At 41.0% G+C, this 23,905-nt stretch carries 10 protein-coding genes and 1 pseudogene; all 11 read right to left on the bottom strand.

The genetic code is table 11. The features are described 5' to 3' along the window. Window positions 1-4: 4 nt before the first annotated feature. The 11 genes and pseudogenes from BACINT_RS05825 to BACINT_RS05775 all read right to left on the bottom strand — a co-directional run bounded on the left by BACINT_RS05825 (window position 5) and on the right by BACINT_RS05775 (window position 23,905). Window positions 5-2,725 (bottom strand): glycoside hydrolase family 2 protein, encoded by a 2,721-nt coding sequence (locus BACINT_RS05825; protein WP_007661326.1) that lies wholly within the window; start codon window positions 2,723-2,725, stop codon window positions 5-7. A 50-nt stretch (window positions 2,726-2,775) separates the two neighbouring features. Continuing rightward, window positions 2,776-3,879 (bottom strand): glycoside hydrolase family 88/105 protein, encoded by a 1,104-nt coding sequence (locus tag BACINT_RS05820; protein WP_007661325.1) that lies wholly within the window; start codon window positions 3,877-3,879, stop codon window positions 2,776-2,778. A gap of 192 nt (window positions 3,880-4,071) precedes the next feature. After that, window positions 4,072-8,097 carry a hybrid sensor histidine kinase/response regulator transcription factor gene (locus tag BACINT_RS05815; RefSeq protein ID WP_007661323.1) on the bottom strand — a complete coding sequence of 1,342 codons (4,026 nt, stop codon included), beginning with the start codon at window positions 8,095-8,097 and terminating at the stop codon, window positions 4,072-4,074. Window positions 8,098-8,547: 450 nt separating this feature from the next. Beyond that, window positions 8,548-10,098, bottom strand: coding sequence for a sulfatase family protein (locus tag BACINT_RS05810; RefSeq protein ID WP_007661322.1), 1,551 nt, complete (start codon window positions 10,096-10,098; stop codon window positions 8,548-8,550). A gap of 181 nt (window positions 10,099-10,279) precedes the next feature. Next, window positions 10,280-11,395, bottom strand: a complete 1,116-nt coding sequence (locus tag BACINT_RS05805) for a glycoside hydrolase family 88/105 protein (RefSeq protein ID WP_044154798.1) — start codon at window positions 11,393-11,395, stop codon at window positions 10,280-10,282. Window positions 11,396-11,442: 47 nt separating this feature from the next. Next, on the bottom strand, window positions 11,443-12,579 hold the full coding sequence (locus tag BACINT_RS05800) for an aldose epimerase family protein (RefSeq protein ID WP_007661318.1): 1,137 nt from the start codon (window positions 12,577-12,579) through the stop codon (window positions 11,443-11,445). 22 nt (window positions 12,580-12,601) lie between these two features. After that, the gene (locus tag BACINT_RS05795) at window positions 12,602-14,632 is read right to left on the bottom strand and encodes a hypothetical protein (RefSeq protein WP_007661316.1); all 2,031 of its coding nucleotides are present in this window, start codon (window positions 14,630-14,632) and stop codon (window positions 12,602-12,604) included. Between the two features lie 22 nt (window positions 14,633-14,654). Further along, window positions 14,655-15,658, bottom strand: a pseudogene (locus BACINT_RS05790) (family 43 glycosylhydrolase). Between the two features lie 121 nt (window positions 15,659-15,779). Beyond that, window positions 15,780-17,831, bottom strand: coding sequence for a RagB/SusD family nutrient uptake outer membrane protein (locus BACINT_RS05785; protein WP_007661311.1), 2,052 nt, complete (start codon window positions 17,829-17,831; stop codon window positions 15,780-15,782). 22 nt (window positions 17,832-17,853) lie between these two features. Beyond that, the gene (locus BACINT_RS05780; RefSeq protein ID WP_007661307.1) at window positions 17,854-21,102 is read right to left on the bottom strand and encodes a SusC/RagA family TonB-linked outer membrane protein; all 3,249 of its coding nucleotides are present in this window, start codon (window positions 21,100-21,102) and stop codon (window positions 17,854-17,856) included. Between the two features lie 325 nt (window positions 21,103-21,427). Then, the gene (locus tag BACINT_RS05775; RefSeq protein ID WP_007661306.1) at window positions 21,428-23,905 is read right to left on the bottom strand and encodes a glutaminase domain-containing protein; all 2,478 of its coding nucleotides are present in this window, start codon (window positions 23,903-23,905) and stop codon (window positions 21,428-21,430) included.

The following is a 23,905-nucleotide window of genomic DNA, read 5'->3' as shown; positions in this document are numbered from 1 at the left end:
TATCTTATTTGAGTTTATACTTCTGAGTATCTATATTCCAGCCTTTCAACACTAGGACTGCCCCATCAGCCAACTTCTCTTCCCCTGTTTCAATGGTGACTGTTTTCTTTTCACCCGGAATCAAAGAGAAGAAGTTATCTGAATAGAATGACGGGCGTATCGGGCTCATCTTGGAATTGAGAAATTGCAACTGATTGAAAAAAGCAATACCATTGGACGTATTCTTCATCACAATGTCCACAAAATAGCGTCCATCTGCCTGACGTGTTTTGTAGGAAAGCTTCACTTTGGCTGCTTTCAACTTACTCAGATCCTCAAAGCCTGATGATGTAGGCCCGGTCAAGGTCTTGCTGCCTTCATACTTATCATTGGATCTCCAATAGAAGTTGGAAGAAACATCTTTGCCTTTTTCATCTTTCAACACTAATTTGATGAAGTGAACCTGAGAGATGTTTTCAGGAAAACGAATCGTCAGCACATCGTTAGCAACTCCATCTTCCGGCAAATCGACAGAAGCAGACTTTTCAAAAACCTTCTTGCTATTTATATCATATACCTGAGCTATCACCTTATAACCAGTAAAGGCACGATAGTAATCGTTCACCACGGACACTGTATTTTTCAGATAGTCAAACTGAGCATGCAGCGGTTCCAGTGAATTAGCTGTATGATACAACGAAGCTGTGGGTTCCAAAGACCAATCCCACATACGGGAAGAAACCTGACGCATGGAACAGTTATGGTACCAGAACAAAAGTCCGGAACAGAAACGATCGCCGTAATCCAATTTATTATAATTCCATACTTCCCAGATACTCTTAGAATTCATAGCACCCAGCAGTTGTCCTTTTTGGGCAAACTCATCAATGGAAGATGACTTTCCATAGTTATTTACCAAATCAGTATACATGGTAGTCATCAGGTGAAAACCATTCCCATCCAGATAATCCCACACTTCCTTATTGATAGGCCAAAGGTCTTTCTCATCCATCATCTCACGAAGGATTTCCACTGTGGGAAGTGTAGGAGCACCATATTCAGGATTGAAACCATCGACACGGCTTCCACGCGGAGATGCCGTATTCTCATAGTGCTGCATCGGATTCACTTGCTTGTAAGGACTTCCGTCATGTACTCCGGCACATTCGGACTGCATCTGATAACCTCGCGTACCATCCAGTTTATTCAATAATTCAGGGGTACCGGTAACCTCAGTACTCTCATTGGAAGCCACATAATAAGCCAAAGAAGGATGATTACGAATACGCTTCACGGTAGACTCCACATTATTCAGATAGTTGCCCTTATCGTGCGGATGGCGTGTATCACCTGTCATCCAGAATTCCTGCCATACCAATAATCCCATCTCGTCACACAACTGGAAGAAATAGTCAGATTCAGCAATTCCCCCTCCCCACATACGTAAAAGGTTGACTCCTGACTGGAGGCTATATCTCAATTCAGCATAAGTACGTTCATCGGAAGTTCTCAACATAGCCTCCGGTATCCAGTTTGTTCCACGGATAAAAAGACGTTTACCATTTACATAGAAGACACGTGATTTATCAGGTGTATTCGTATCAGAAGTAATTTCACGAATACCAAACTTCGTTTTTACCGAATCACACACCACCCCATCGATGGATACAGTCATTTTCAGCTCATACAGGTTCTGAGGCCCTTTATTCACAGGCCACCATAAACGGGGGGAATTAATAACTAATTGCGGGAACTCTTCCGGAGAAAAAGACAAAACTTTATCTTCTCCACGCATAACTTTAACTTTTTTCTCGAAAGTTATATTTTCACCAAGAATCTCACCCTTCACCGTGCAATTAATAGGGTTAAAACCTGTTGTCGGATTCACAACTTCCACCGATACAAATTCGCGTGCCTGGTCGTAACCGGGTTTGCGTAATTCCGATTTCACGAAAGGATGACGCAATGCCACTTTACCGGTAGAATAGAGAGAAATATTCTTCCAGATTCCTGTATTACGGTCGCGAATGCCATCCATAAAAGTGAAGTCCCAACCCACAGTCATCAGCATGGTAGTATTCAATCCAATGTTTCCGTTTCCACCATTATGGAATTCGCCTACTGCTCCCCAGGATTTTGGTTTAGCACTGCCCGGAACATCCACCGGATATACTTTTATAGCCAACGCATTGCTCTTGTCTATTTTTACAAAGCTGGTCACATCAATATAATCCTGCAAAAACATGCCCTTAATCGTGCTTAGCAGGTTTCCATTCACCCACACCTCAGCACGATAGTTAATGCCATCCAGTTGTAACCAGACATGCTTGCCTTCAAATGATTTAGGAACTGTAAATTCAGTCCTGAACCAATAGGTATAGAAATCACGTCCGGTTTCAGAAATATCCGGTATTAATTTAGATTCGATTTTATTATTGATACCATAATAAGGCTCAGGATATTTTTGGTTGTACACCAATGAATTCAGAACCGTACCGGGCACAATGGCAGGCAACCAATTTGTTGTCGGATAATCAGACAAAGATACTTTCTCTCCGGGATCTGTTACGTCTCCCGCCTTCATCATTTTCCACTGATAGCCCCCATTATGGGTAATATCCGAGTCAAGCCAGATGCGTTCAGAGCCTCTGACATCATTCACTTGCGTTTGTCCGGTTACTACTGTCGAATAGGAAAACAACAGTAAAACAAAGGTAAGGGCTTTGGCCCAACTGCTTATATTCATTTTATAAGTATAAATAAGGTTTCGATATAAGATTACTAAAATAACAGAAATTATTCTTCTAAAAGCGCAACAGCACACCAAAGGTAAGGAGCTTGTCCATGATAATCGCCTACATTTTGTTTACGATCATAGTAGTATTGCTTATCGTTCTTTTTGTTGGTGCCCTCGCAAACTGATTTTACATTGTTGTTCTCATCTATGTACTTCACCATAGCCATCCATGCCTTGCGGGCAGCAGGTGCATATTCTTTAGCATCCAGCCAGCCATTCTTCACACCCTTAATGAAAGCGAAAGTGAACATGGCAGACCCTGAGGTTTCAATCCAGCAATCAGGATGATCCAACAACTGATGCCACAAGCCATTGGAAGACTGATACTTTTTCAGGCTTTTCATCATAGTGCGATAGCCATGCAGGATGCGTGGACGGTATTCACTATCTTCGGGCAAACTACTCAACAGCTCTGCCATACCGGCAGCCATCCAGCCATTACCTCTACCCCAATAGAAAGGAACATCCGGTGCATGATAGAAAAGACCATTCGGACACTGCAATTCATCCAGATACATCACCATTTCTCTGGCAGCACGGTCTATATATTTACGATCACCGGTAACTCTATAAGCCTGAGTCTGTACAATCGTAATCATATACATATCGTCAATCCACAAACGAGTTTGCCAGGAATATCCTTTCTGATCCCATTCTTTTTCTTTGGGTTTTGCATTTTCAGGAAGTTGCCATTGAGTATCGGCATAAGGAAGGCCCAAATCCAAATAACGTTGATCTTTTGTTATCTTATACAGTTCCAGAGGTAAACTGCCAAACATATTCACATCCACATGATTCTTGATAGGCAACAGAGCTTTTTCCGTTGTAAACAGAAGTTCAAATCTGTTCTGCAAAAGCTTCACAAGCTCTTGATCATTGGTGAGTGCGGCAAATTTCAATCCACCATTCCAGGTAAAAGTCTCCGGATAGCTAATCCATTTTCCGATATGAAGCATGTGCTTTCCATCTACAAAATGATATGCCAGACGTTTACCTACTTCTTTGGGAGTATATCCTTCAGGAAAATCAGTCAACAAACTTGTCTGGGCAAACACCAGCTGAAAAGGAAGCAAAAACAGTAATAATAACGACTTCTTACACATAAGGTTAATTCTTTATTTATTAGACATTAAGAAATACATAATTGTTATCATGGTATATCTCTTACGAGATGGTTACAAAGATAGCACGCAGCATCTTCTCAATAGAGAAGAAGCATTCCAATAAATAGAAAAAACATCTCAAAATCGCATAAAAGTCACAATTTTATTCCCAATAAAAGTACTATCTCCCCCTTATCCGGCAAAATCTTTCGGAAGTACTCCAAATTGTTTCAGGAAACATTTAGAGAAATACGAAGAAGAACTAAACCCTACCATATAGCAGATTTCATTAATACGACTTTCACCTTCTTTTAATAACTGGGCAGCACGTTTCAAACGTTCTATACGCAAATATTCGTTCGGACTCAAATCCAATACCCCTTTCATTTTACGGTAGAAGCTGGAACGGCTCATATTCAGACTTTCTGCCATATCGTCCATACTAAATTCCTGATTCGACAAGTTAGAAAGAATAATCTCATTCAGTTTCTTGATGAATTCTTCATCAGCCTTGGTCAGTGCCATTGTATTGACTGCAACAAAAGGAGATTTGGCAAAATCCCGGCGAAGCTTCTCCCGATTGTTTATCAGATTAGAAACCACAGCCAAAAGATATTCCGGTGAAAAAGGTTTCTCAATATACGAGTCCGCCCCTAATTCCATACCCTCAATCTTAGACTGAATATTAGTCTTAGCCGTCAAGAGTATAACAGGAATATGACTATAACCCACATTTGACTTTATTGTCTTGCACAATTCAAAACCATCCATTAACGGCATGACAACATCACTCACCACCAAATTCACAAAATTACGATCCAATGCTTCCAATGCCTCTCTACCATTAGTTGCCGTAACTACAGCATATTGAGATGACAACTGACGTTCGATGAAAGCGAGCATTTCCGGGTTATCTTCTACAACCAAAACCGTATGCTTGCTTTCTTTTGATTGTTTTCCCTCCGATTTATCATCCGAATATTGCTCACCGGATGCTTCTGTTTGTAACTCTGCATCCATATTCTCCATATCAGAGTCTAAAGTAATCACCGTATCCTGAATGATAGGAAGTGTCAGGACAAAGACATTGGCATCTTCACCCGGAGCCATAACCAAGGTTCCACGATGGAGCTCTGCCAGAGAACGGGAAAGAGCTAAGCCAATACCCGCACCTGTAGCAAGCTTTCCTTCCTCCTTCTGACTGAAACGAACAAAAGGCTGAAAAATCTCCTCTTTCATTTCATCGGGAATAATGACTCCGTCATTCTTTGTCACCACATAAAATGCCTGTGTCTCTACATCTACTTCCAACTTAATATGCATATAGCTATCGGCATACTTCATCCCATTATTCAAAAGATTACTGATAATCTTCGTAAATGCTTCACGATTCACATGAGCGCAGAAATTCTCTTCGGGCAACTCCAGATTAAAGTCAAGGCCTTTCTGACGTGAAAGAGAACTAAAACGCATATAAGTTTCTTCCAGGATATTGGTAATATCACATTTAGTAAAATTCAAACTATAGCCCTGACTTTCTACCTTCCTGAAATCCAGGAGCTGATTTGTAAGATTCAGTAATCTTTCCGTATTATGTTGCATAATGTTCAGATCCTCGTGAGTCTCCGGATCCAAATGCTTTTTCAAAAGAATATTCTCCAAAGGCCCTTTAATCAACGTCAGTGGAGTCCGGATTTCATGTGCCACATTGGTAAAGAAATCTATTTTAGCATTATAGATCTCGCGTTCTTTTTCCTGCTCAAACTTCTCGAGCTGACGGCGATGCAGCCTGCTGCTACGCTGCCTGAAATACCAAAAGGCATATACAGAACCGACAATAAACAACAATATATAAATGCAATATGCCCAGAACGAAAGATAAAAAGGAGGAAGAATATGAATATATAGCAAATGTTCTTCAGGCCCCCAAATACCATCACTATTAGACGCTTTCACGCGGAACACATAATCACCATGCCACAAATTGGAATAAGTGACAATAGGGCTTTCGCCCACAGTGATCCAGTCTTTATCAAAACCATCCAATCTATACATCAGCTTATTCATTTTCGGCACCTGATATCCAAGAGCTGCAATACGAAAAGAAAATGAGTTTTGATTAGCCTGAAGAGTGATACTATCCGAGAAAGTAATGCTCTTTTCAAGAGGAGTATTTTCTTCATCTGCACGGACTTCTTTATTGAACAGCATGAAATCTGTAATCACTACCGGTGGCAAACTTTTATTCTCAGTAAATGTTTTAGGATTAAATACTACAAAACCATCAATACTACCCAGATAAATAGCGCCCGTTTCATCCTTATAACTGGAACGGTAGTTAAATTGATCACCAAGCAAGCCATTGGCCGTTGTATAACCCTTTACCTGTTTTGTTTCGGGATTAAAGCGTACTAACCCGCTATTCGTTGTCAGCCAGAATAGTCCTTCTGCATCCTCTACAATTTGATAAACCACATCATTGGGCAGGCCATTGGATGAATTATAGCTGGTAAAGGTCTCCGTTTCGGGATGGAACAAGCAGAATCCTCCCCCTTGTGTAGTCAACCAGATTTGCCGATGTGAATCTTCAAAAATACTCAAAACTTTGTCATAAGGAAGACTCTCTTTATTACTTTCATTATGTACATAGTTTTTCCATTTCTTTTCACTAACATTGTAGCAATAAGCACCGTTCACATAGGTCGCCAACCATAAATTACCACCCGAATCCTCTTTTATATCATATACAAACCTACCGGCCAACTCCTCTATTCTGTCAAAATCATCTGTCTGTTCATTATACCTCAACAGTCCGAACATAGTTCCCAGATAAATATCTCCTGTTGTTGTTCTGCAAATAGCAAAGATACTATTGTCTATCAATGAACGGGGAGAATCGTTTTTCTGATAAGTTTTCAAGATATTCCCGGTATTGGTATCTACGATTTTCAATCCTTTAGAAAATGTGCCAACCCACAACTTATCACCGACCATACATAAGCCATGAATATTGGTAAATCCGAAACTGGGTGCAAAGAAAGAAAATGTTTTTGTCTTCGGATCAAAACGATTCAAACCGCCATCCTCAGTACCAATCCATAATATCCCTTTATTGTCCTCGCAGAACTCACGTACCCGCTTACCATGCAAATTATTATCCCCATCTTTCGGATAATACTTCTCAAAATAGGTGTAAGACTTTGGATAATAGTCTACTCCTCCAAAATATGAGCCTACCCAGATACCACCTTCCCTATCCTCACATAGCGAATAAACAGCATTATCAGACAAAGAATAAGGATCATCTTTAGAACTATACAAGTGCACATACTTATCTGTGCGAAGATTATAAATATAGACTCCCGATTCTGTACCAATCCACAATTCATTATCCGAGTTGACGAGCAAATCCCGGCTATATACCATTTCACCGGTTTCATCCATCAACAGTAAACTCCGTAAATTACCGGAAGTAAGGTTCAATTCCTGAACCCCTTTTCTTATGGAACTGATATAGATACAATTATAGGCTCCCGGCACAATCTTCATGATGACATCATCTTTAAAAATTTCTTCACCATCCTTCGGGGAAAGATAAGGATGAAGTGTTTTTAAATTATCTTTAGAATAGAACAAGCCACTGCCATAGAATCCAACCCAAATAGTCCCGCTATTATCAGAAGTTACACTCTGAACATTGGCTGAGAAGCTGTTTAATGTATAGTTGTGAAGCTGTTCTTTTTGCGGCTCATAGCAAAATAGCCCTTGTGTTTCAACAGCTATCCAAACCCGTCCTTCCTTATCTCCCGAAATTGCAGAAACAGTCCGGTCGATTTGGGTGTTTTCCTTACTTTGCAAGTTAAAAGGAACAAAGATCTCGCGGGCAGGATAATAAATATACACTCCGGCATCCGTACCAACCCAGATATTCCCTTTATTATCTTCATAAAGACAAGTTACGAAATTGTTCCCCAAACTATGATTGTCGTTCATATCACGCTTGAAGTTCCGGAACGACATACCGTCATATCTACTCAGTCCCCCCTTAGTACCGAACCACATAAATCCCTTTTTATCCTGCATGATCGCATTGACTGTAGTTTGGGATAATCCATCCTTAATGCTAAGATTTTTGAAATAGTAATGTTCGTCTGCTGCTTGTGTCCAACAAACGATATAGCAAAGAAAACTAATAAGGGCTATTATTCTCTTCCTCATTTTTGTGTTTTTTGATAGATTCGCACGTCAAATATAGCTCAATCTGATGACAAACGATAGCAGAAATACTTCAATAAATAAAAAATTCGTCTCTTTAATACTTTAAAAAATGTAGGAAACCGTCGTTTATGAAAAGACTTCGATGAAAATAGCCCATTTCATCGAAGTAGGTTCTCTGCCACAATGCTGTTTGAACTTCTTTCATTGCCCAATAAGACCCTCTTCATTGCCTATTTTTTATTCGTTCCACTATAGTGGTTCGCAAGGATAACTATAGCATTCCTTACGAACCACTATAGTAAAACGTAAAGTATACTATAGTAGAACGAATAAAAAGTGCCTAGTAAGCTATATCCCAATAGGCAGGCGGTGAAATAAAAGATGCCTGTAAGAGTTATTGCTATAATAGAAGAAAATAGTCGGCTTAATTCATAACCGTGCAGTCATGAATCACTCGGAAAAATGATAATTATAAGGATTCCGTTTGAAATGATAACGATGTCGGGGCAGTGGCAATGGATCCTGCAAACGCAATTCCCAAGCCACCAGTTTTGTCAACAACTCATTCTGCTTATTTACAAACTTTGAGTTTCCAAACAGGTTATTAATTTCATACGGGTCTTTCTTCAGATTATACAGTTCTCCCCTTCCATAACTGTTCATGACCAGTTTCCAGTCGCCCATACGCACCATTCGGGAAGTTCCGCTCTGAGTCCAGGTATTCAGTTCGTCAAAACGAGCCACTTTATCATGTCCCAGCGCACCTTCCTGCTCAAAAGTCAGTTTATCATCCAAAGGCACATCCTCACCACCGAAGCCCAACTGCACAACTATACTTGAAAACTCCTCTTTCGGGTATTTCTTACCTGTCAGCATCGGCCACAAACTCCGTCCCTGCACACCTACAGGTATAGAATCACCTATCACCGTACAAAAAGTAGGGAAAAGATCTGCCAATGAAACATGCGCATCTATCGCTTTAGCCTGTTTCTTTATCTGATAACCGGCCCAAACCATTGGTATACGGGTCAGGGACTCGGACAAGCCTGCTCCTTTGCGAATTAAGCCGTATTCACCGCAATAATCACCATGGTCAGACAGAACTACAATGATTGTTTTCTCAAAAAGTCCTTTTTCTTTCAAGTCCTCAATCAGTCGCTTTATCTGATCATCTATAAGGCGAATCATTCCCATATAATTTCCCCTTAATCGAGGTATATCTTTCTCTAGATCAGGACAAGAAGCATCTTCCAGTTCTGCCAGTATCTGGTACTTCTCCCCTTTCCTCAATGCATCCTGACGTGAAGTCTTCACTGGCGGAAGCTTATCCGGTGCAAACATCGAGTAATAAGGTTCACAGACTTGATAGGGATTATGTGGTTCGGGAAATGAAACCCAGACAAAGAACGGATTATCCTTCTGGCTGTCGATCCATTCTATAGCTTCATCCACTATTCTTGCGGGCTGTTGGTCCTTGACAGGTATAGGCGAAGGTTCCAGACACTGTCCGACAGACTCTTTAAAGAATTCGGAAACGGCACGTTCTCCCTCCGTCACCGGCTTATTCTTTCCCCAGTGAGAATATTCAGACCAGAAATCCATATCTTTCGAACTCAAATAGCCATGATTCTTACCCACTAAAGCAGTCTTATAATGGTTCTCCTTCAAAACAGTTACCAAATCTTTTGCATAGTGTACATCACGTACATTGTGATTCGTACGCACATGAGTAGCACTGGGAAAACGGCCTGTAAACATAGAACAACGTGCTGGACTGCTGGCAGGCATAACCGTATACGCTTTATCAAACCAGGCATTTTGGTGCGCCAATTCATCGACGTACGGAGTGATTTCCATCGGAAAACCTTCACGCCCACACAAATCCGCGCGCTGCTGATCTGTCATTATCACCACAATATTGGGCTTACCTGTCTGAGCGTACAAGGACAAGCCTACCCCCTGGAGAATAACTCCTGAAAAGAGATACTTTCTTAAATCCATAACTATCTATTTTAAGTATAAGTTCCACAAACGAATAATTTCCTCTTTCACATCACTTTAAACGTATGCGAAAATAAGTCTTTTATTAAAATAACACATATACTTCATAATCCCAATAAAGAGATTATGAAGTATATAAATTAAAGTGGCTTTTTCAGCCAACTATGAAGAATAGAATATTTTATTCGCTCAGCAACGCATAAGCACACCAAATAATGGGAGCTTGCCCATGATAATCACCTGTAATGCGGGGACGATCCAGATAATACTGGTGGCTGTTCTTCTTGCCTGTACCGATGCAAACTTCCATCAAGTCATTGTTATCATCAAGATAGTTGCAAAGTCCCAACCATGCACGACGGGCAATCGGTCCATATTCATCCTTGTCCAGCCATCCGTTCTTCACCCCCAAAATCATGGCATACGTAAACATTGCCGAACCGGAAGTTTCCGTCCAGCAGTCCTTTTCGTCAATCAACTGGTTCCAGAGTCCATCTTCATTCACATATTTCTTCAGGTTCTCCATCATCAAGCGATATCCTTTGAGGATGCGTTGACGGTTAGGATCGTTTTCAGGAAGGTTGAAAAGCAATTCCGTCATACCAACAGCCATCCAGCCATCGCCACGTCCCCAATAGAAGGGCACATCGGGCGCATGATAAAAGAGACCGTTCTCACGCTGAATCTCATCCAGATAAAGCACCATTTCCTTGGCAGCGCGGTTGATGTATTTTTTATCTCCCGTTACGTGATAGGCTTCGGCTTGCACAATGGTAATCATATACATATCATCAATCCAAAGGCGGGTCTGCCAGGAATATCCTTTCTTATGCCATTTACGTTCTTCATCGTTTGCCTTCTCAGGAAGAATCCACTGCGTATCGGCATACGGTAATCCCAGTTCTTTATAGCGCTCGTCCTTCGTCATGCGATACAGTTTCAGAGGCAGACAACCGAACATATTCTGGTCTACATGAATCGGAGGAGGAAGCAAGTCTTTCTCCAGATGGAACAACAGCTCAAAACGCTCTCTCAGTTTCTTGGTAAGTTCCTTGTCATTCGTCATTTCAGCGAACCGGAGCGCTCCATACCAGGTGCAGACTTCAGCATAATGTATACCTCTATCTCCATAAAGTTGGTGTTTGGTCTCCATCAGGCGGCTACTTACCTTTTTCCCTACGATTTTTGGATTTGCTCTTACAGGGAAATTACTGAAATAATCTTGTGCGGTGATGGTACTTGTCATTACAAATACAGCCACAACAAATAGATAAATGAAACGATAATCTCTCTTCATAATTCTTATAGTCTTTAAATGAATAATTAATTTGCTCAGTTGTCTTATCATTTTCTTACGGAAAATTTATATATGCAATGGCTATCATATTTCTCTCCCGGTTTCAATAATGCTGACGGCCATTCCGGTTTATTAGGAGTATCGGGATATTTCTGAGTTTCCAAACAAACGGAAGCACGATGACCATATACGATGCCTTTCTTTCCCTTTACCGTACCATCAAGGAAGTTGCCGGCATAAATCTGAATTCCCGGTTCGTTCGTGTAAACATCAAGTACGATACCAGTTTTAGGAGATTCGAGAGTAGCACATTTCTGAGAAATATCCCCTTTTGTATTGAGTACCCAGTTATGATCGTAACCTTTACCATACTTCAATTGAATAAAATCATTATTAATGCGTGCTCCGATGGCCGTAGGTTGACGGAAATCCATGTCTGTATTTTCTACAGGAGCAATCTCACCGGTAGTCATAAAAGTACTGTCCACAGGAGTATATGCATCAGCATTAATGGTCAGTAGATAATCCGAGTTGTCTTTGGAAGGATCACCATCCAGGTTGAAATATGAATGATTAGTCAGATTAACAACCGTAGTACGATCCGTTTCGGCACTATAACGAATATCGATGGCATTATCATCTGTCAGTGAGAAAGTGACCTTACAGGTCAAATTACCCGGAAATCCCTCTTCCCCATCTTTTGATAAATAGCTCAATTCCAAAACCTGATCACTCAGCTGATGTGCATTGAAAACCCGGAAGTCAAAGCCTTTAGAACCACCATGTAGGCAGTGGCCATAGTTATTCCGTGGCAATTGATATTCTACACCGTCTATGGTAATCTTACCCTGGTTAATGCGATTACCATAACGTCCGATGGTAGCACCAAAATTCGTAGGAAGTTTCACGTAGTCTTGAATAGAATCGAGTCCTAATACAACATCACGCATAACTCCATCTTTATCCGGTACCATTACTGATACAATACGTCCACCAAAGTTTGTAATACAAACTTCCATACCATTTTTATTCTTTAGTACAAACAGGTCTGTCTGTTTACCATCCACTTCCATACGGAAATCAGCCGGATTCAACCCTGAAGCAGTCTTTTCAGTGACCTGCTTACTTGTACAGGCTGATGCTAATAGCACATATCCTGCTAAAATAATCATAATTTTATTCATACTCGCTTATAATGTTTATGCTTTATTTTTTAGAGAAAAATTGTTCTGCACGTCCTGGTGAAAATAGTTCCCACAGCGAAGCAACCGTCCAGCCCGGAGCAAAGATATCATTGTAATATCCCTTACCATTACGACCGTAATCCCAGTTCGTGTGTTGGACAACCTCAGGGTAATAACCTACTTTGGAAACACCACACATATGACCCTCATAGGGAAGCAATTGACGCATGGAAGTGGAAATAACCTCAGCAAAGTCTGAGAAACGAGCCTCATTGAACTCCTTGGAAAGCCAATGTAACACATCAGCAAACTCGAAAATAAACACATCAATATGGTTATTCTCAACAGACACATTACCCCAGCCACGAGTCTTCAAACCGATATCACCCAACATCTGACCCTCGGCAAAGGGAACATCCCAGGTGTAATACCAGGATAAGGCGAAATAAGCGGCCTTCCTGCAAAGTTCGGCATAATGAGCACGCTCCGCACCTTTAGTAACCAGAGCAAGGTAATAAGTGGCAGTAGCAGCATAAAGGGAAGCTTCCTTATCCTCACAATTAGCATCCAAAGTGGAAGAGAAATAATCGGATTTAGAGATAAGCTCATTCTCCAGATAATTTACAGTACGCTTGGCACTCTCCAGGTAACGTTTGTCCTTGAAATACTTGTAGGCCATTACCAGAGGCAAAGTAGCCGAAGGAGTACTGCCACCGGTACCGTCTACGATAGAGAAATCATCCTTGAACTTGCGGGGGAAGCTACCGTCGGCATTCTGAAGACGGAGGAAACTGTCCAGAATTACCTTCAGACGGTTCTCCCATTCGGGATGTTTACGCTTGTATTGCTTCTCGTAAGCCAGATAATTAAGAATGGCATACACACCTTCCGATTGGCGGCGGATACTGAGATTAGACTCTTTAAAGTCACGGTTATAATGGACAACCTCATTGAAAAAACCGGCAGGAGAGAAACCGTTTGAAAGATAAGTATCAAAGATACTGTTAGCACTGTTCACAAGTTCAGGACGGTTCTGTTGGAAACCGTATTCCAATGCATTGAAGGCATTTAGCAATGTACGGCCCACAAAGCCGACTTCGGCAACATCAGTACTGGCACAAGTGGCTGTCTTCAGCTCAACGCCCGAATAGTAATGGGTAGGAGTAGTATTCACATAACTCTCTACAAAGAAGTTGCTCAGTACATCTTTCATACGGTCCACCGTATAAGGGGTATTGACCGGTTGGGGACGGTTCGTGTCATAGCAGTACTCCCAGGTACGTTGTACGCACTCAGAGAAGTCGGAAGCATCAGTCTCGGACAGTTCCCAGGTCAGAGTTATGCTATCACCCTTGCGAAGCAGCTGGAAAGCCTCAACCGAAGGGGCAAGAGTCAGTTTACGGATATAAGTCTTGGGAGCTTCCTTATAAGGGAAACCATAGGAAAGGACAGTCATGCCACCTATGTTCTCGAAGCCGGTATAGCCGATGGAAGTCTCACCGGAGACTATGACCTCGCCTTCTTTGTGAGTAGCCAAAGCCTCCTTGTCAAACTTGTCAATACGGATGACTGACATGGACTTGCCTTTACTTGAATTGAAGGCGGCAGTCAGAGGACTACTCAGACGGTCTTCGCGTACCAGCCAGCTATCCGAGGTATGGAAAGAAGGCGCCTTTTCGGGAGAACGAAGATTCTGGCGGTACCAGAAGCCGGGCATGTAGAACTGGCAATCGGAATGACGGTATCCGGTGTTTATTTGCTCGCCATAATTGAAATAAACAGTATCCAAGGCCATGATGACAACGTTAATACGCTGCTTGCCATCTTTATCAACTACCTGACGGGTAATAACCAATGGTAACTGCTCGGAAGACTGGCAGGTATACACACCGTCCTGCTGCTTCTGAAGTGTCAGTGAATAGTGTTGGGCGTCATTACCCGGAACTTTTAAAGAAATAGAGGTCGAAACATCTCCCAGAGAATGCTCCATAGCCCCTACATTTGTAATGCCCGCTAAAAGCATTACTCCAAAAAACAATCTCTTTAGTCTCATAATCGCATTTGTTTTATAGTTGTTAGAATACAGGTTTTTCTGCCTCTATTGATGGAGAAGTACCCTTTACAGATGGCCATCCATCTTTCCACTCAATCTTATCCATCAGCAACATACGTCCTCGGGATTTTTTACGCTTACCGCATGATAGAAAAACCAATCATTACCGGCATTATCCGTCACAATCTCAGAATTATGGCCGGTGCCTACAAAAGCACTATTCTTATGAATCAGGATTTCATGTTTATTGTCGAGCATATTCCCGCCCTTTTTATCAACATAAGGGCCGAAAAGATTTTCTGAACGTCCTACTACTGTTGTATATGTGCTGTTCAATCCTTCACAGCAAGTACCTATTGAAGCAAAAAAGTAGTAATAACCATCCTTCTTATGAATATAAGTGCCTTCATAGGCAGTTCCTGCCACTTTTTGGGGTGTAGCACCTTCTTTAAGGGAAAGTCCATCATCTGATAGTTCGATAGCATAAATGCCCCGGAAACTGCCCCAAAACAGATATTTTTGTCCTCCTTCCTCTATATAGAAAGGATCAATAGAATTCTGCACATTGATTTCATTGCTACGAAACATTTTTCCATGATCCTTAAAAGGGCCTTCGGGCTTATCGGCAGTAGCACATCCGATGCCACAGGTCCACTCGCCTCCCCAAACGGACATGGAGTAATAAAGCACGTATTTATCGCCTATTTTATTAATATCAGGCGCCCATAATCCTCCTTTTGGTTCAAAGTCCGGGCGAGTATCATTTGTAAAAGCCGTACCTACATATTCCCAATCTACTAAATTTTTGGAACGATGAATAGGCAGATTACGAATATTTTCGGTAGCATATAAGTAAAAATAGCCATCCTCTCCTTTGATAACAGAAGGATCAGGCAAACTATAGTTTATAACCGGATTATAATATACATTCTTCGGTTGATCTACCGGATCATCTTCCGCTTTTGACGATGATGAAGAACATGCCGTCAGGCAACATAATGCCGATATTATAAAGAACTTTTTCATCAGAACAAATATTTATGATAAAAAGAAAATGGAGGTATATTTCTCACAGCGATTCACCATTCTGACTTTGCCGATCTATATACCTCCAATATTCTTTCCGCACTATAGCGAAAGTGATTGATTAAATTTTATCTTCATCAGCTACGGCTTCTTCCCAAGTATTCCATATAGGAGTAGCAGGGTCGTATTCTGTATAACCTACATTCTGCCACAGCTTGGCATTTTTATTAGCCTCGATAGCATTATAAGGAATCGGCCAATAAATATTATGTTTACCCATAATGAAGTTAATGTCTGTCTTAGTGGCATCAACACGAATCGTTACGCCCTTGTTGTACATACCTTTGCGTACACAACGTTGATACCAATAGCTACCGCCATCCAGATCTGTACCGGTTTGTTTGTCAAAAGTTTCCACATTATAGGTATTGCCCCATTCATCAGGTCTTCCACTGCGAGCCAGACAGAGAGATACACGAGTCAACTCTACATTACGCCACTCTTCATAGAAAAGTTCACGTGCACGTTCGTCCATGATATCACCGATAGTCACATTGCCAGTATAGAGTTCAGAACATTGTGCACGTTTTCTGATGATATTCAGGTCATCTTTGATAGTCGGATCACTCGGATTAATGTAGAATTTAGCTTCAGCACGAAGTAAATAGGCTTCTGCCAAACGATAGAGATACCAGTCGGCAACACTGCCCTCAGTAGCTCCTTCAAGACCATTATTTTTAATCAAATTTTGGTTGACCACATCATCCAGACAGAAAATGTAATGAGGCACATCAAACCAGCGTCGAATTGTATCGGAACACAACAATTGTCCCTTTGCGGTAATCAGCACAGGTTCTCCGTCTTTTACACCCCAAAAATCTCTATCGGAATGAAGCATAATGTTCTGTCCATAGAATTCGGAGTCTACATTGTTACAACGCAAATTTTCCATGTGCATCCAGTTTCCGGTTTCTGAACTATGGCGCAAGTCCGTTTCGTCCATCTTGCCATTTACAGCCCACAATCCATCCTGATAGAAAGTACTGGTACGGAAAGTTGCAATACCACGTCCTAGCCCACGCATATAGTCATATTCCACACGGTATTTGCTGTTAGTACGGTCAAGGTTGTACAACGCCTGTTTACCATCGGGCATCTTGATTCTACCATCAAAGAAGAAAGGATACATGATACGCATACTCAGCATCGGAATAAACGATTCAGCCGCCGCTCCACGATTAGGCATACCCATAATAACTTCCTTGTTAGCGCTAATCAGTTTGTTCTCCGGACGGTGCAAATCCCAAATCACGTTGCGTGTAATAGGCCAAGAAGTAGGTTCACCACCTTCAAAGAAGGTACCGAAGTTATTTGTCATCAATGAATAACCGGACTGGTCAATCAGAATATCTAACTGCTTCTTAGCATCCTCATATCTGCCAAGAGCCAGATATAATTTAGACAGTAACATACGGCAAGCTCCCTTATTCACCATACCAATATATTGCATATCCTTTTGTTCAGGTACCCACTGAACGGCAAACTCCATATCAAGCGCCATCTTCTCCAGAATTGCATCCCTGTGAGTAGAATGGTAACTCAATTTAGGAGATGATGTCAATTTAGTAAGTAAAGGCACATGCCCATACTGGAATACCAATGCATAATATCGATAAGCACGATGGAAATAGGCACGACCAATATATTCTTTCTTTAACGTCTCATCCATAGGGACACCATCTATAAATGAAAGTATTGTATTGGCATTTCGAACACCTTCATATCCTTGTCGCCAAAAGAAATAGATGCTGTTTGTACGACCTAAGTTTTTTTCTGTACTCTGATCGCTATTCGAACGTAACATATTATCTACATTATCAAGGAATCCTGATTTATCAGTCGCAGCAGGTACCATCAAATCAGAGAAGGTGTATTCTGTAGCCAACGCCATCATTTCACGAGAATCTTCACTCACATAGTTTCTCTTCAATTGACGATCGCAGATAGCCAATACAGACCTAATACCATCTTCTGTAGTAAACACTTCACTAGGTTTGAACATGGTTTGCGGATCAGGTTCCAGAAAGCTTTCTTTACAACCGGTCAGCACCATTGAAGCTCCGGCCATCAGGATAAATCCCTTGCAAATAAATTTTTGAATATAGTTTTTCATATTTATTCTTGAGTTAAAAGATTTAGAATGTTAAGTTAAGTCCCAGTGTCCAAATACGAGAAGCATAATTGCCTGTTTCCGGGTCACCATAATATTCCCAGTCCTTAGAGCCCCATACAGCAGCATTCCGAACTGTGGCATATACCTTAGCACGTTCAATATCTACTCTTTTTGTCCATTGTCTGGGCAATGTATAACCTATTGAAATATTTTCTAAACGGACAAAAGAACGGTTATAAAGTCTGCGGGCTCCTCTAGCGCCTTCAGGACCTTGTGCTTCAATACGCGCATATTTATTGCTTGGATTATCTACTGTCCAATACTCTTTTGCTGGTTTATTCACTAAACGGTAAGTCATACCACCACCATCATCGTCATTGTTCAGATACATACTTTCCAAACTCTTATGACCCATACGAGAATAAATGTTGATGGATAATGTCAAATCTTTCCACAAAGTAAAGTCATTACGTAATGCCCAAGTTACGGGAGCTGCCGTTTGTCCTTGGAATACTTTATCATCATTATTATAAATAACCTTCTTCAGATTTCCATCAGCATCATATTCATCGTTAGCCGGATTGTTCCATACTTTTGGATCACCCGGAACCTGACCATATTTCTTTGCTTCCTCTACTTCATCTTTCTGCCAAATACCGGTCACTTTATAGTCCCAAATGGCACTGATAGGTCTGTCAATAAACCAACCATTACCCACGTAATCAGCTTCTTTTTTACCAATCACATTGCCTGAAGCATCCAATATATCTTCATAATCACCATATAGATGTTTAATACGGTTCTTATTGTATGAGAGGCTGAATGTTGTGCTCCATTGGAAATTCTTATTATCAATATTCAACGTGTTCAAAGCAATTTCCAAACCATTGTTATCAACTTGTCCCAAATTGGTCGTGATACTTTCAAAACCTGTAAAGTTAGGCAAGCGCTGTCCCATAATCATATCTTTGGTACTCATACGGTAGTATTCCAATGTACCGGTTATGCGATCATTCAAGAAACCAAAATCTAAAGCAAAATTCCAAGACTGTGTCTTCTCCCACTGTAAACCCGGATTCTCCATACGTTGAGCCATTAAGTAACGCATCAAGTATAAATCGCCAGAAGATGTAATATAGCCCTGCATCTTTCCACCACCCGGATAGAGGTTAGCAAGGGCTTCATAAGGATTAGCCAGCGAACGGTTACCATTCTTACCGAAAGATACACGCAATTTACCTGTACTCATGATGTGAGTGTACGGCTGGAAAAACTTTTCATTAGAGAAAGTCCATGCCAAACCACCGGAGGGGAAGTAAGCGTAAGGATTAGAAGAACCGAAAGCCGAATAACCATCGCGACGCATAGTGAAAGTAGCCATATAACGATCATCATAAGAATAGAACACACGCCCCATTAAACCATCAGCAGTCTGATGTGAGTCATCACTTCTAAACGAACTTGCCGACTTATCACCATTTTGTGTATTGTGGAATCCAAGTACATCAGATGGCAAAATGTTACGGGCTTCAATACGGTCTGACCAATACTGACGTTCTTCAGCTTCTTGTGCCAGTGTCAAAATAACATGATGTTTATCAGCAAAAGTATGATCCCAAGTAATGGTATTATTCAAAGACCAGTCGAAACGTTTAGCTTGTTCACGATTCACTCCACGGTCAGTTGGTTTAGAATTCGGCCGTTCAGCAGACATGAAGTAACGATCATGGAAATACTGGAGACGCGGAGCAGCATTGAATGTATAAGTAATACCAAACGGTAATTTCAATTTCGCATTAAAAATCGTATTGAATGTGGTATATCCTTTCTGTAATTCCAAAAACTGTTTTTCGTAATACCAGTTTGTCAGATTATTACGGTCATACTGGAACATCAAAGGGTCTTGTACATAATTACCCTCATCATCCTTAAATACTGCATAAGGACTGTTTTCCATGAAACCACCTTTATCCATACCGATTTCACCATCTGAACGATCCTGGAAATTGATGTTAGCACCTATTTCAAACCAATCAGTCACTTTTGCATTCAATTTGAAATTACCACGAATAGCACGATAAGTATCATCTACAAAAGCACCTTCATTACGCAAGTAACCTAATGACATATAATAGTCAATCTTCTCACCTGCACCACTGATACTAGCATTATAATCTTGGTTGAATCCCAGACGGAATGCTTTGTCCTGCCAGTCCATAACCTTACCGGACAAAAGATTATCCATCAAAGCTGTATTAGGTCTAAATCCCAAACGTCTTGCCCAAATACTCAGGTCTGATTCCCCTTCATCATTGGTAGTATAACCTCTCCATGCTTCCAAAGACACATCGTCAAGGTTATTAGGATTGCGGAAGTAACCCGGTTTTGAAGTATATTCATTACCCGGTCTTGAGTAAGCGGCATATTCACCGGTTTCAGCATTTACACCATACGTATTTTTTTCCTTCCAGTCTACATAATGTTGCAGATATGCTTCCGGGCTCTGCCACCTGTCGCGATAAGCAGCTTTTTGAGTCAATCCGATGCTAGCTGTAAAATTGATTGTCGGTTTACCCTGCTTACCCTTTTTAGTAGAAATAATGATAACACCATTCGCAGCACGTGCACCATAAACAGCAGCAGCAGAAGCATCCTTCAACACGTCAATCTGTGCTATGTCATCCGGATTAATTTCAGAAAGCTCACCATAAAAGAACATTCCATCAAGAATAAGCAACGGGTCATTGTGCCCACCATCGGTATAAACTGAACGCTGACCACGGATCTTCATTGAGCCACCACCTTTAGCACCGGCATCACTTTCACCGTATCCTACCGTCAAACCTGGTGTACCACGTAAGACATCTTGTACTGTCTTGGGATTATCATTAGCTATCTTGTCCGGACGTACTTGTACTACAGACCCCGTAAGGTCTTTCTTACGCATCGAACCATAACCTACAACTACCACTTCCTCCAGAGCCTGGGAATCGTCTTTCAATACAACATTCAAAGGTTGTCCTTTATATTCCACTTCTTGGGTCACCATACCAATATAAGAAATTACAAGTGTAGCACCCTTTGGCCCATTTATCGAGAAGTTACCATCGATGTCGGTAATGGTACCTGTAGTAGTTCCCTTTACCTTAATATTCACACCCAACAAAGGTTCCTTATTAACATCCGTTACAGAACCTTTTATTACAACATTCTGAGAATGTGCTGCAAGTGCAAACACGCAAAAAAATAAAAATAAGATTTTCTTAGACATGTTTTATAGATATTAGATTAGAAATATTACGGAAGATGAATATTCCGTACTTTTTATTAATACAGTGTATTGCAAGCAAATTTTTAGCCAGCAAATTAGATTAATTAAAAATTGTCTCTCTTTATACCATAGGCTTATTATTAGATTTAACATTAAACGAAATTTCTGTTTTCACGAAGCAAAATTATCTCTTTATAAGAAAAAACAATAGAACGATCTTTTCAAGAAATACAATTATAAAACCAAAATATGCCCCTACAGACATTTCTCGACAAGACTATAATATCTATTTTCTAAATAGCGAAACTTTTGATAAAACTGCATACTATTTAGTATGCAGTTTCTCTTCAAACATCTTAATGAAATATCCGCCTACCACCGAACGAGCTTGGAAGCCTCGTTGTTTCGGACTATCTGTAAAGACCCAATCAGACATTGGAATGCGGTCAACAGTCTCATTCATAAAGCTATAAACCGGATCAACAAAACTTTCAAAAGTAGTCTTATCCTTAGCCATAGTGGCTGTCCAGATAATCCAGTCAGTCTTGGTATATGTTTCACGACTGTCAAGTGGCAAACCATAGCGATTTTGCTTGGTCAGATAGTATGCAATTTCCGTTTCAGCTACTTTTTCCGGGAATATCTGCCAATTCATCAATTTATCCCATACCAAATTATACTTTTGACTCCAAGTGCCTGCCTTATCAAATGTCAAACGGTAGTGGTCGCCATCATCGGCCATCTCTACCCATTGGGTAGCCATTTCTTTTGCTTTATCTGTATATTTCTCAGCGACTTCAGTCTTTCCCAGCATATTGGCCAAATAACCATAAGCAGCAATACCCAATATAGCTTTTATAGAAAGATTCGCATTGTGAGCAAAGTGTCCTGCAAAATCATCTGTACAGAGTTGGTTTCCCGGGTCTTGACCATATTCCACCAGATAATCAGTCCAAGTGGTCAATGTAGCCCAGTGACGGTTTGCATAGTCCGCATTTCCCTCTATGGCAGCAATGGCAGCAGTCACCAGCAACATATTACCGCTCTCTTCCAGAGGCATATCACCACCGTATGTCTGTCCGTTAGCCAGTGGATAAGTACCGACATCATGGGCAGCAAACGGTTTAGTCCACTTACCACTTTCACTGTAGTAGAAAATATGATTAAGCAACCCTTTGGCCAATTCCGGATTATAAAGTAAATATAAAGGAGACGAAGGATATGTAATATCAACAGTTCCAATAGAACCGTTACTGAAGTTCTCCTTAGAAAGGAACAATAATTCACCGTTCGGAGCTTCTACAAGTTTATGGGCAGCTATAGATTGGCGATAAGCTAATACACAAAGTTCAGCATACTTACGACCGCCCACTGCAGTAGCTTCCTCCATCAATTTCTTATCAAAAGCAGCACAATCCTTCATCAGTTTCTGATAGTCAACCGCAGCTTTCTGGAACTGAGATACAATAGTTTCTTTCCCTGAGCGATTCCAATAAGGACGCAAATTGTCACCAAAATATTGGATGGAGTAAATATCATCATATCCCAGCATCAGATAACCATCAGCATTCTTTGTTTCACCTAACGAACATACCAAGGCTAATTTATCATAACCATCAGTAGCCGGTGCATCTAATTTATTCTCCAAAAAGCTCTTACGTAGAGTCTTGCCATCGCCGATACCATAAGTCGCATTATCCTTTTTACCAGCTAAATAAAAATAGCCCCAGTCAATCCGGACATCATCCCCTCTCTTTTTCAGAATCTCCTGACTCTGGCTTCCGGTACGTAAAAGCAGCAAATCGCCTTCTTCAAAACTACCAGCTATAGATTTCTGATGAGGTACATCAACCGCCCATTGCGGAGAGGCCTCGAAATACAAATCCACCTGATGCTTTTTACCATCTCTGGAAACAACTTCATACGAGAGATAATTAACCGGACGAGTCATTAAATCCAGATTATCCATAAACAAAGGAGCTGTAAAAGTCAGTTTCAGATCAACTGGCCCACAAATAAATGTATAATAGGTTTGCATAGCTTGTACATCTACCGAAGTTTGTTCTGCAGTCTGTTCAAAACAATGATAGTTTTCCTGTTCAACCAATAGTCCAAAGTCCAGCAAGGCATTTCCCACACGATTGTAGCAATACGCAGCTATCAGATTCTTTCCCTTTTTCAAAGAAGCGGCCACTTCATCCGAAAGTTTCACCTGGGCATGCTTCTTACAAGCATTACCTGTATCCACCACTTTGACACCATTGATATAAATAATTACGTCATCATCGTGTGAATAATCAAGGTATACACTCCTACCAGCCAAATCTTCCTGAAGATCTATAGTTCTGCGTACCCAAATATACTTTTCACTCCATTGCGTCTTGGCAGTATGCTCATTTTCCATGGTTCCAAAAGCAGCTTTGCCTTCTTTCCATCGACTATCATTAAAGTCCATATTCTGCCACCCTTCAGCCGGTTGTACCACTGTATATTTCGCTACCCAGTCTTCCTGCTCCGAATTGGGAACCACAGAATTCAATTCGAGTTCTTCCGCTCCCATGAAACGGTAAGTTTGTCCGTCTACTTTAGCTACGCCAATCAGAGGAAAGCTCTTGCCGGTCCAATGTTTCACTGCACCATCATACAAGTTATCTTGAAAAGCCCATGCACTCGTATAAGGGTCAATAGTAACCAACGGATAGGCAGGCGCACGCAATTCATTCTTCACATGCTGCTCAGATTGGGGTGAGGTACATCCCGCCAAGGTAGCAAATCCCAGCAATAGCGTCATCAATCGTTTCAT

Source organism: Bacteroides intestinalis DSM 17393, from assembly GCF_000172175.1.
Classification (GTDB): Bacteria; Bacteroidota; Bacteroidia; order Bacteroidales; family Bacteroidaceae; genus Bacteroides; species Bacteroides intestinalis.
This window is presented reverse-complemented; position numbering and strand designations above follow the sequence as displayed.

Coding starts and splice junctions, on each gene's coding strand:
- BACINT_RS05800 (WP_007661318.1), bottom strand. CDS start 12,579: ATGAATAAAATTATGATTATTTTAGCAGGATATGTGCTATTAGCATCA.
- BACINT_RS05805 (WP_044154798.1), bottom strand. CDS start 11,395: ATGAAGAGAGATTATCGTTTCATTTATCTATTTGTTGTGGCTGTATTT.
- BACINT_RS05825 (WP_007661326.1), bottom strand. CDS start 2,725: ATGAATATAAGCAGTTGGGCCAAAGCCCTTACCTTTGTTTTACTGTTG.
- BACINT_RS05785 (WP_007661311.1), bottom strand. CDS start 17,831: ATGAAAAACTATATTCAAAAATTTATTTGCAAGGGATTTATCCTGATG.
- BACINT_RS05820 (WP_007661325.1), bottom strand. CDS start 3,879: ATGTGTAAGAAGTCGTTATTATTACTGTTTTTGCTTCCTTTTCAGCTG.
- BACINT_RS05815 (WP_007661323.1), bottom strand. CDS start 8,097: ATGAGGAAGAGAATAATAGCCCTTATTAGTTTTCTTTGCTATATCGTT.
- BACINT_RS05810 (WP_007661322.1), bottom strand. CDS start 10,098: ATGGATTTAAGAAAGTATCTCTTTTCAGGAGTTATTCTCCAGGGGGTA.
- BACINT_RS05780 (WP_007661307.1), bottom strand. CDS start 21,102: ATGTCTAAGAAAATCTTATTTTTATTTTTTTGCGTGTTTGCACTTGCA.
- BACINT_RS05775 (WP_007661306.1), bottom strand. CDS start 23,905: ATGAAACGATTGATGACGCTATTGCTGGGATTTGCTACCTTGGCGGGA.
- BACINT_RS05795 (WP_007661316.1), bottom strand. CDS start 14,632: ATGAGACTAAAGAGATTGTTTTTTGGAGTAATGCTTTTAGCGGGCATT.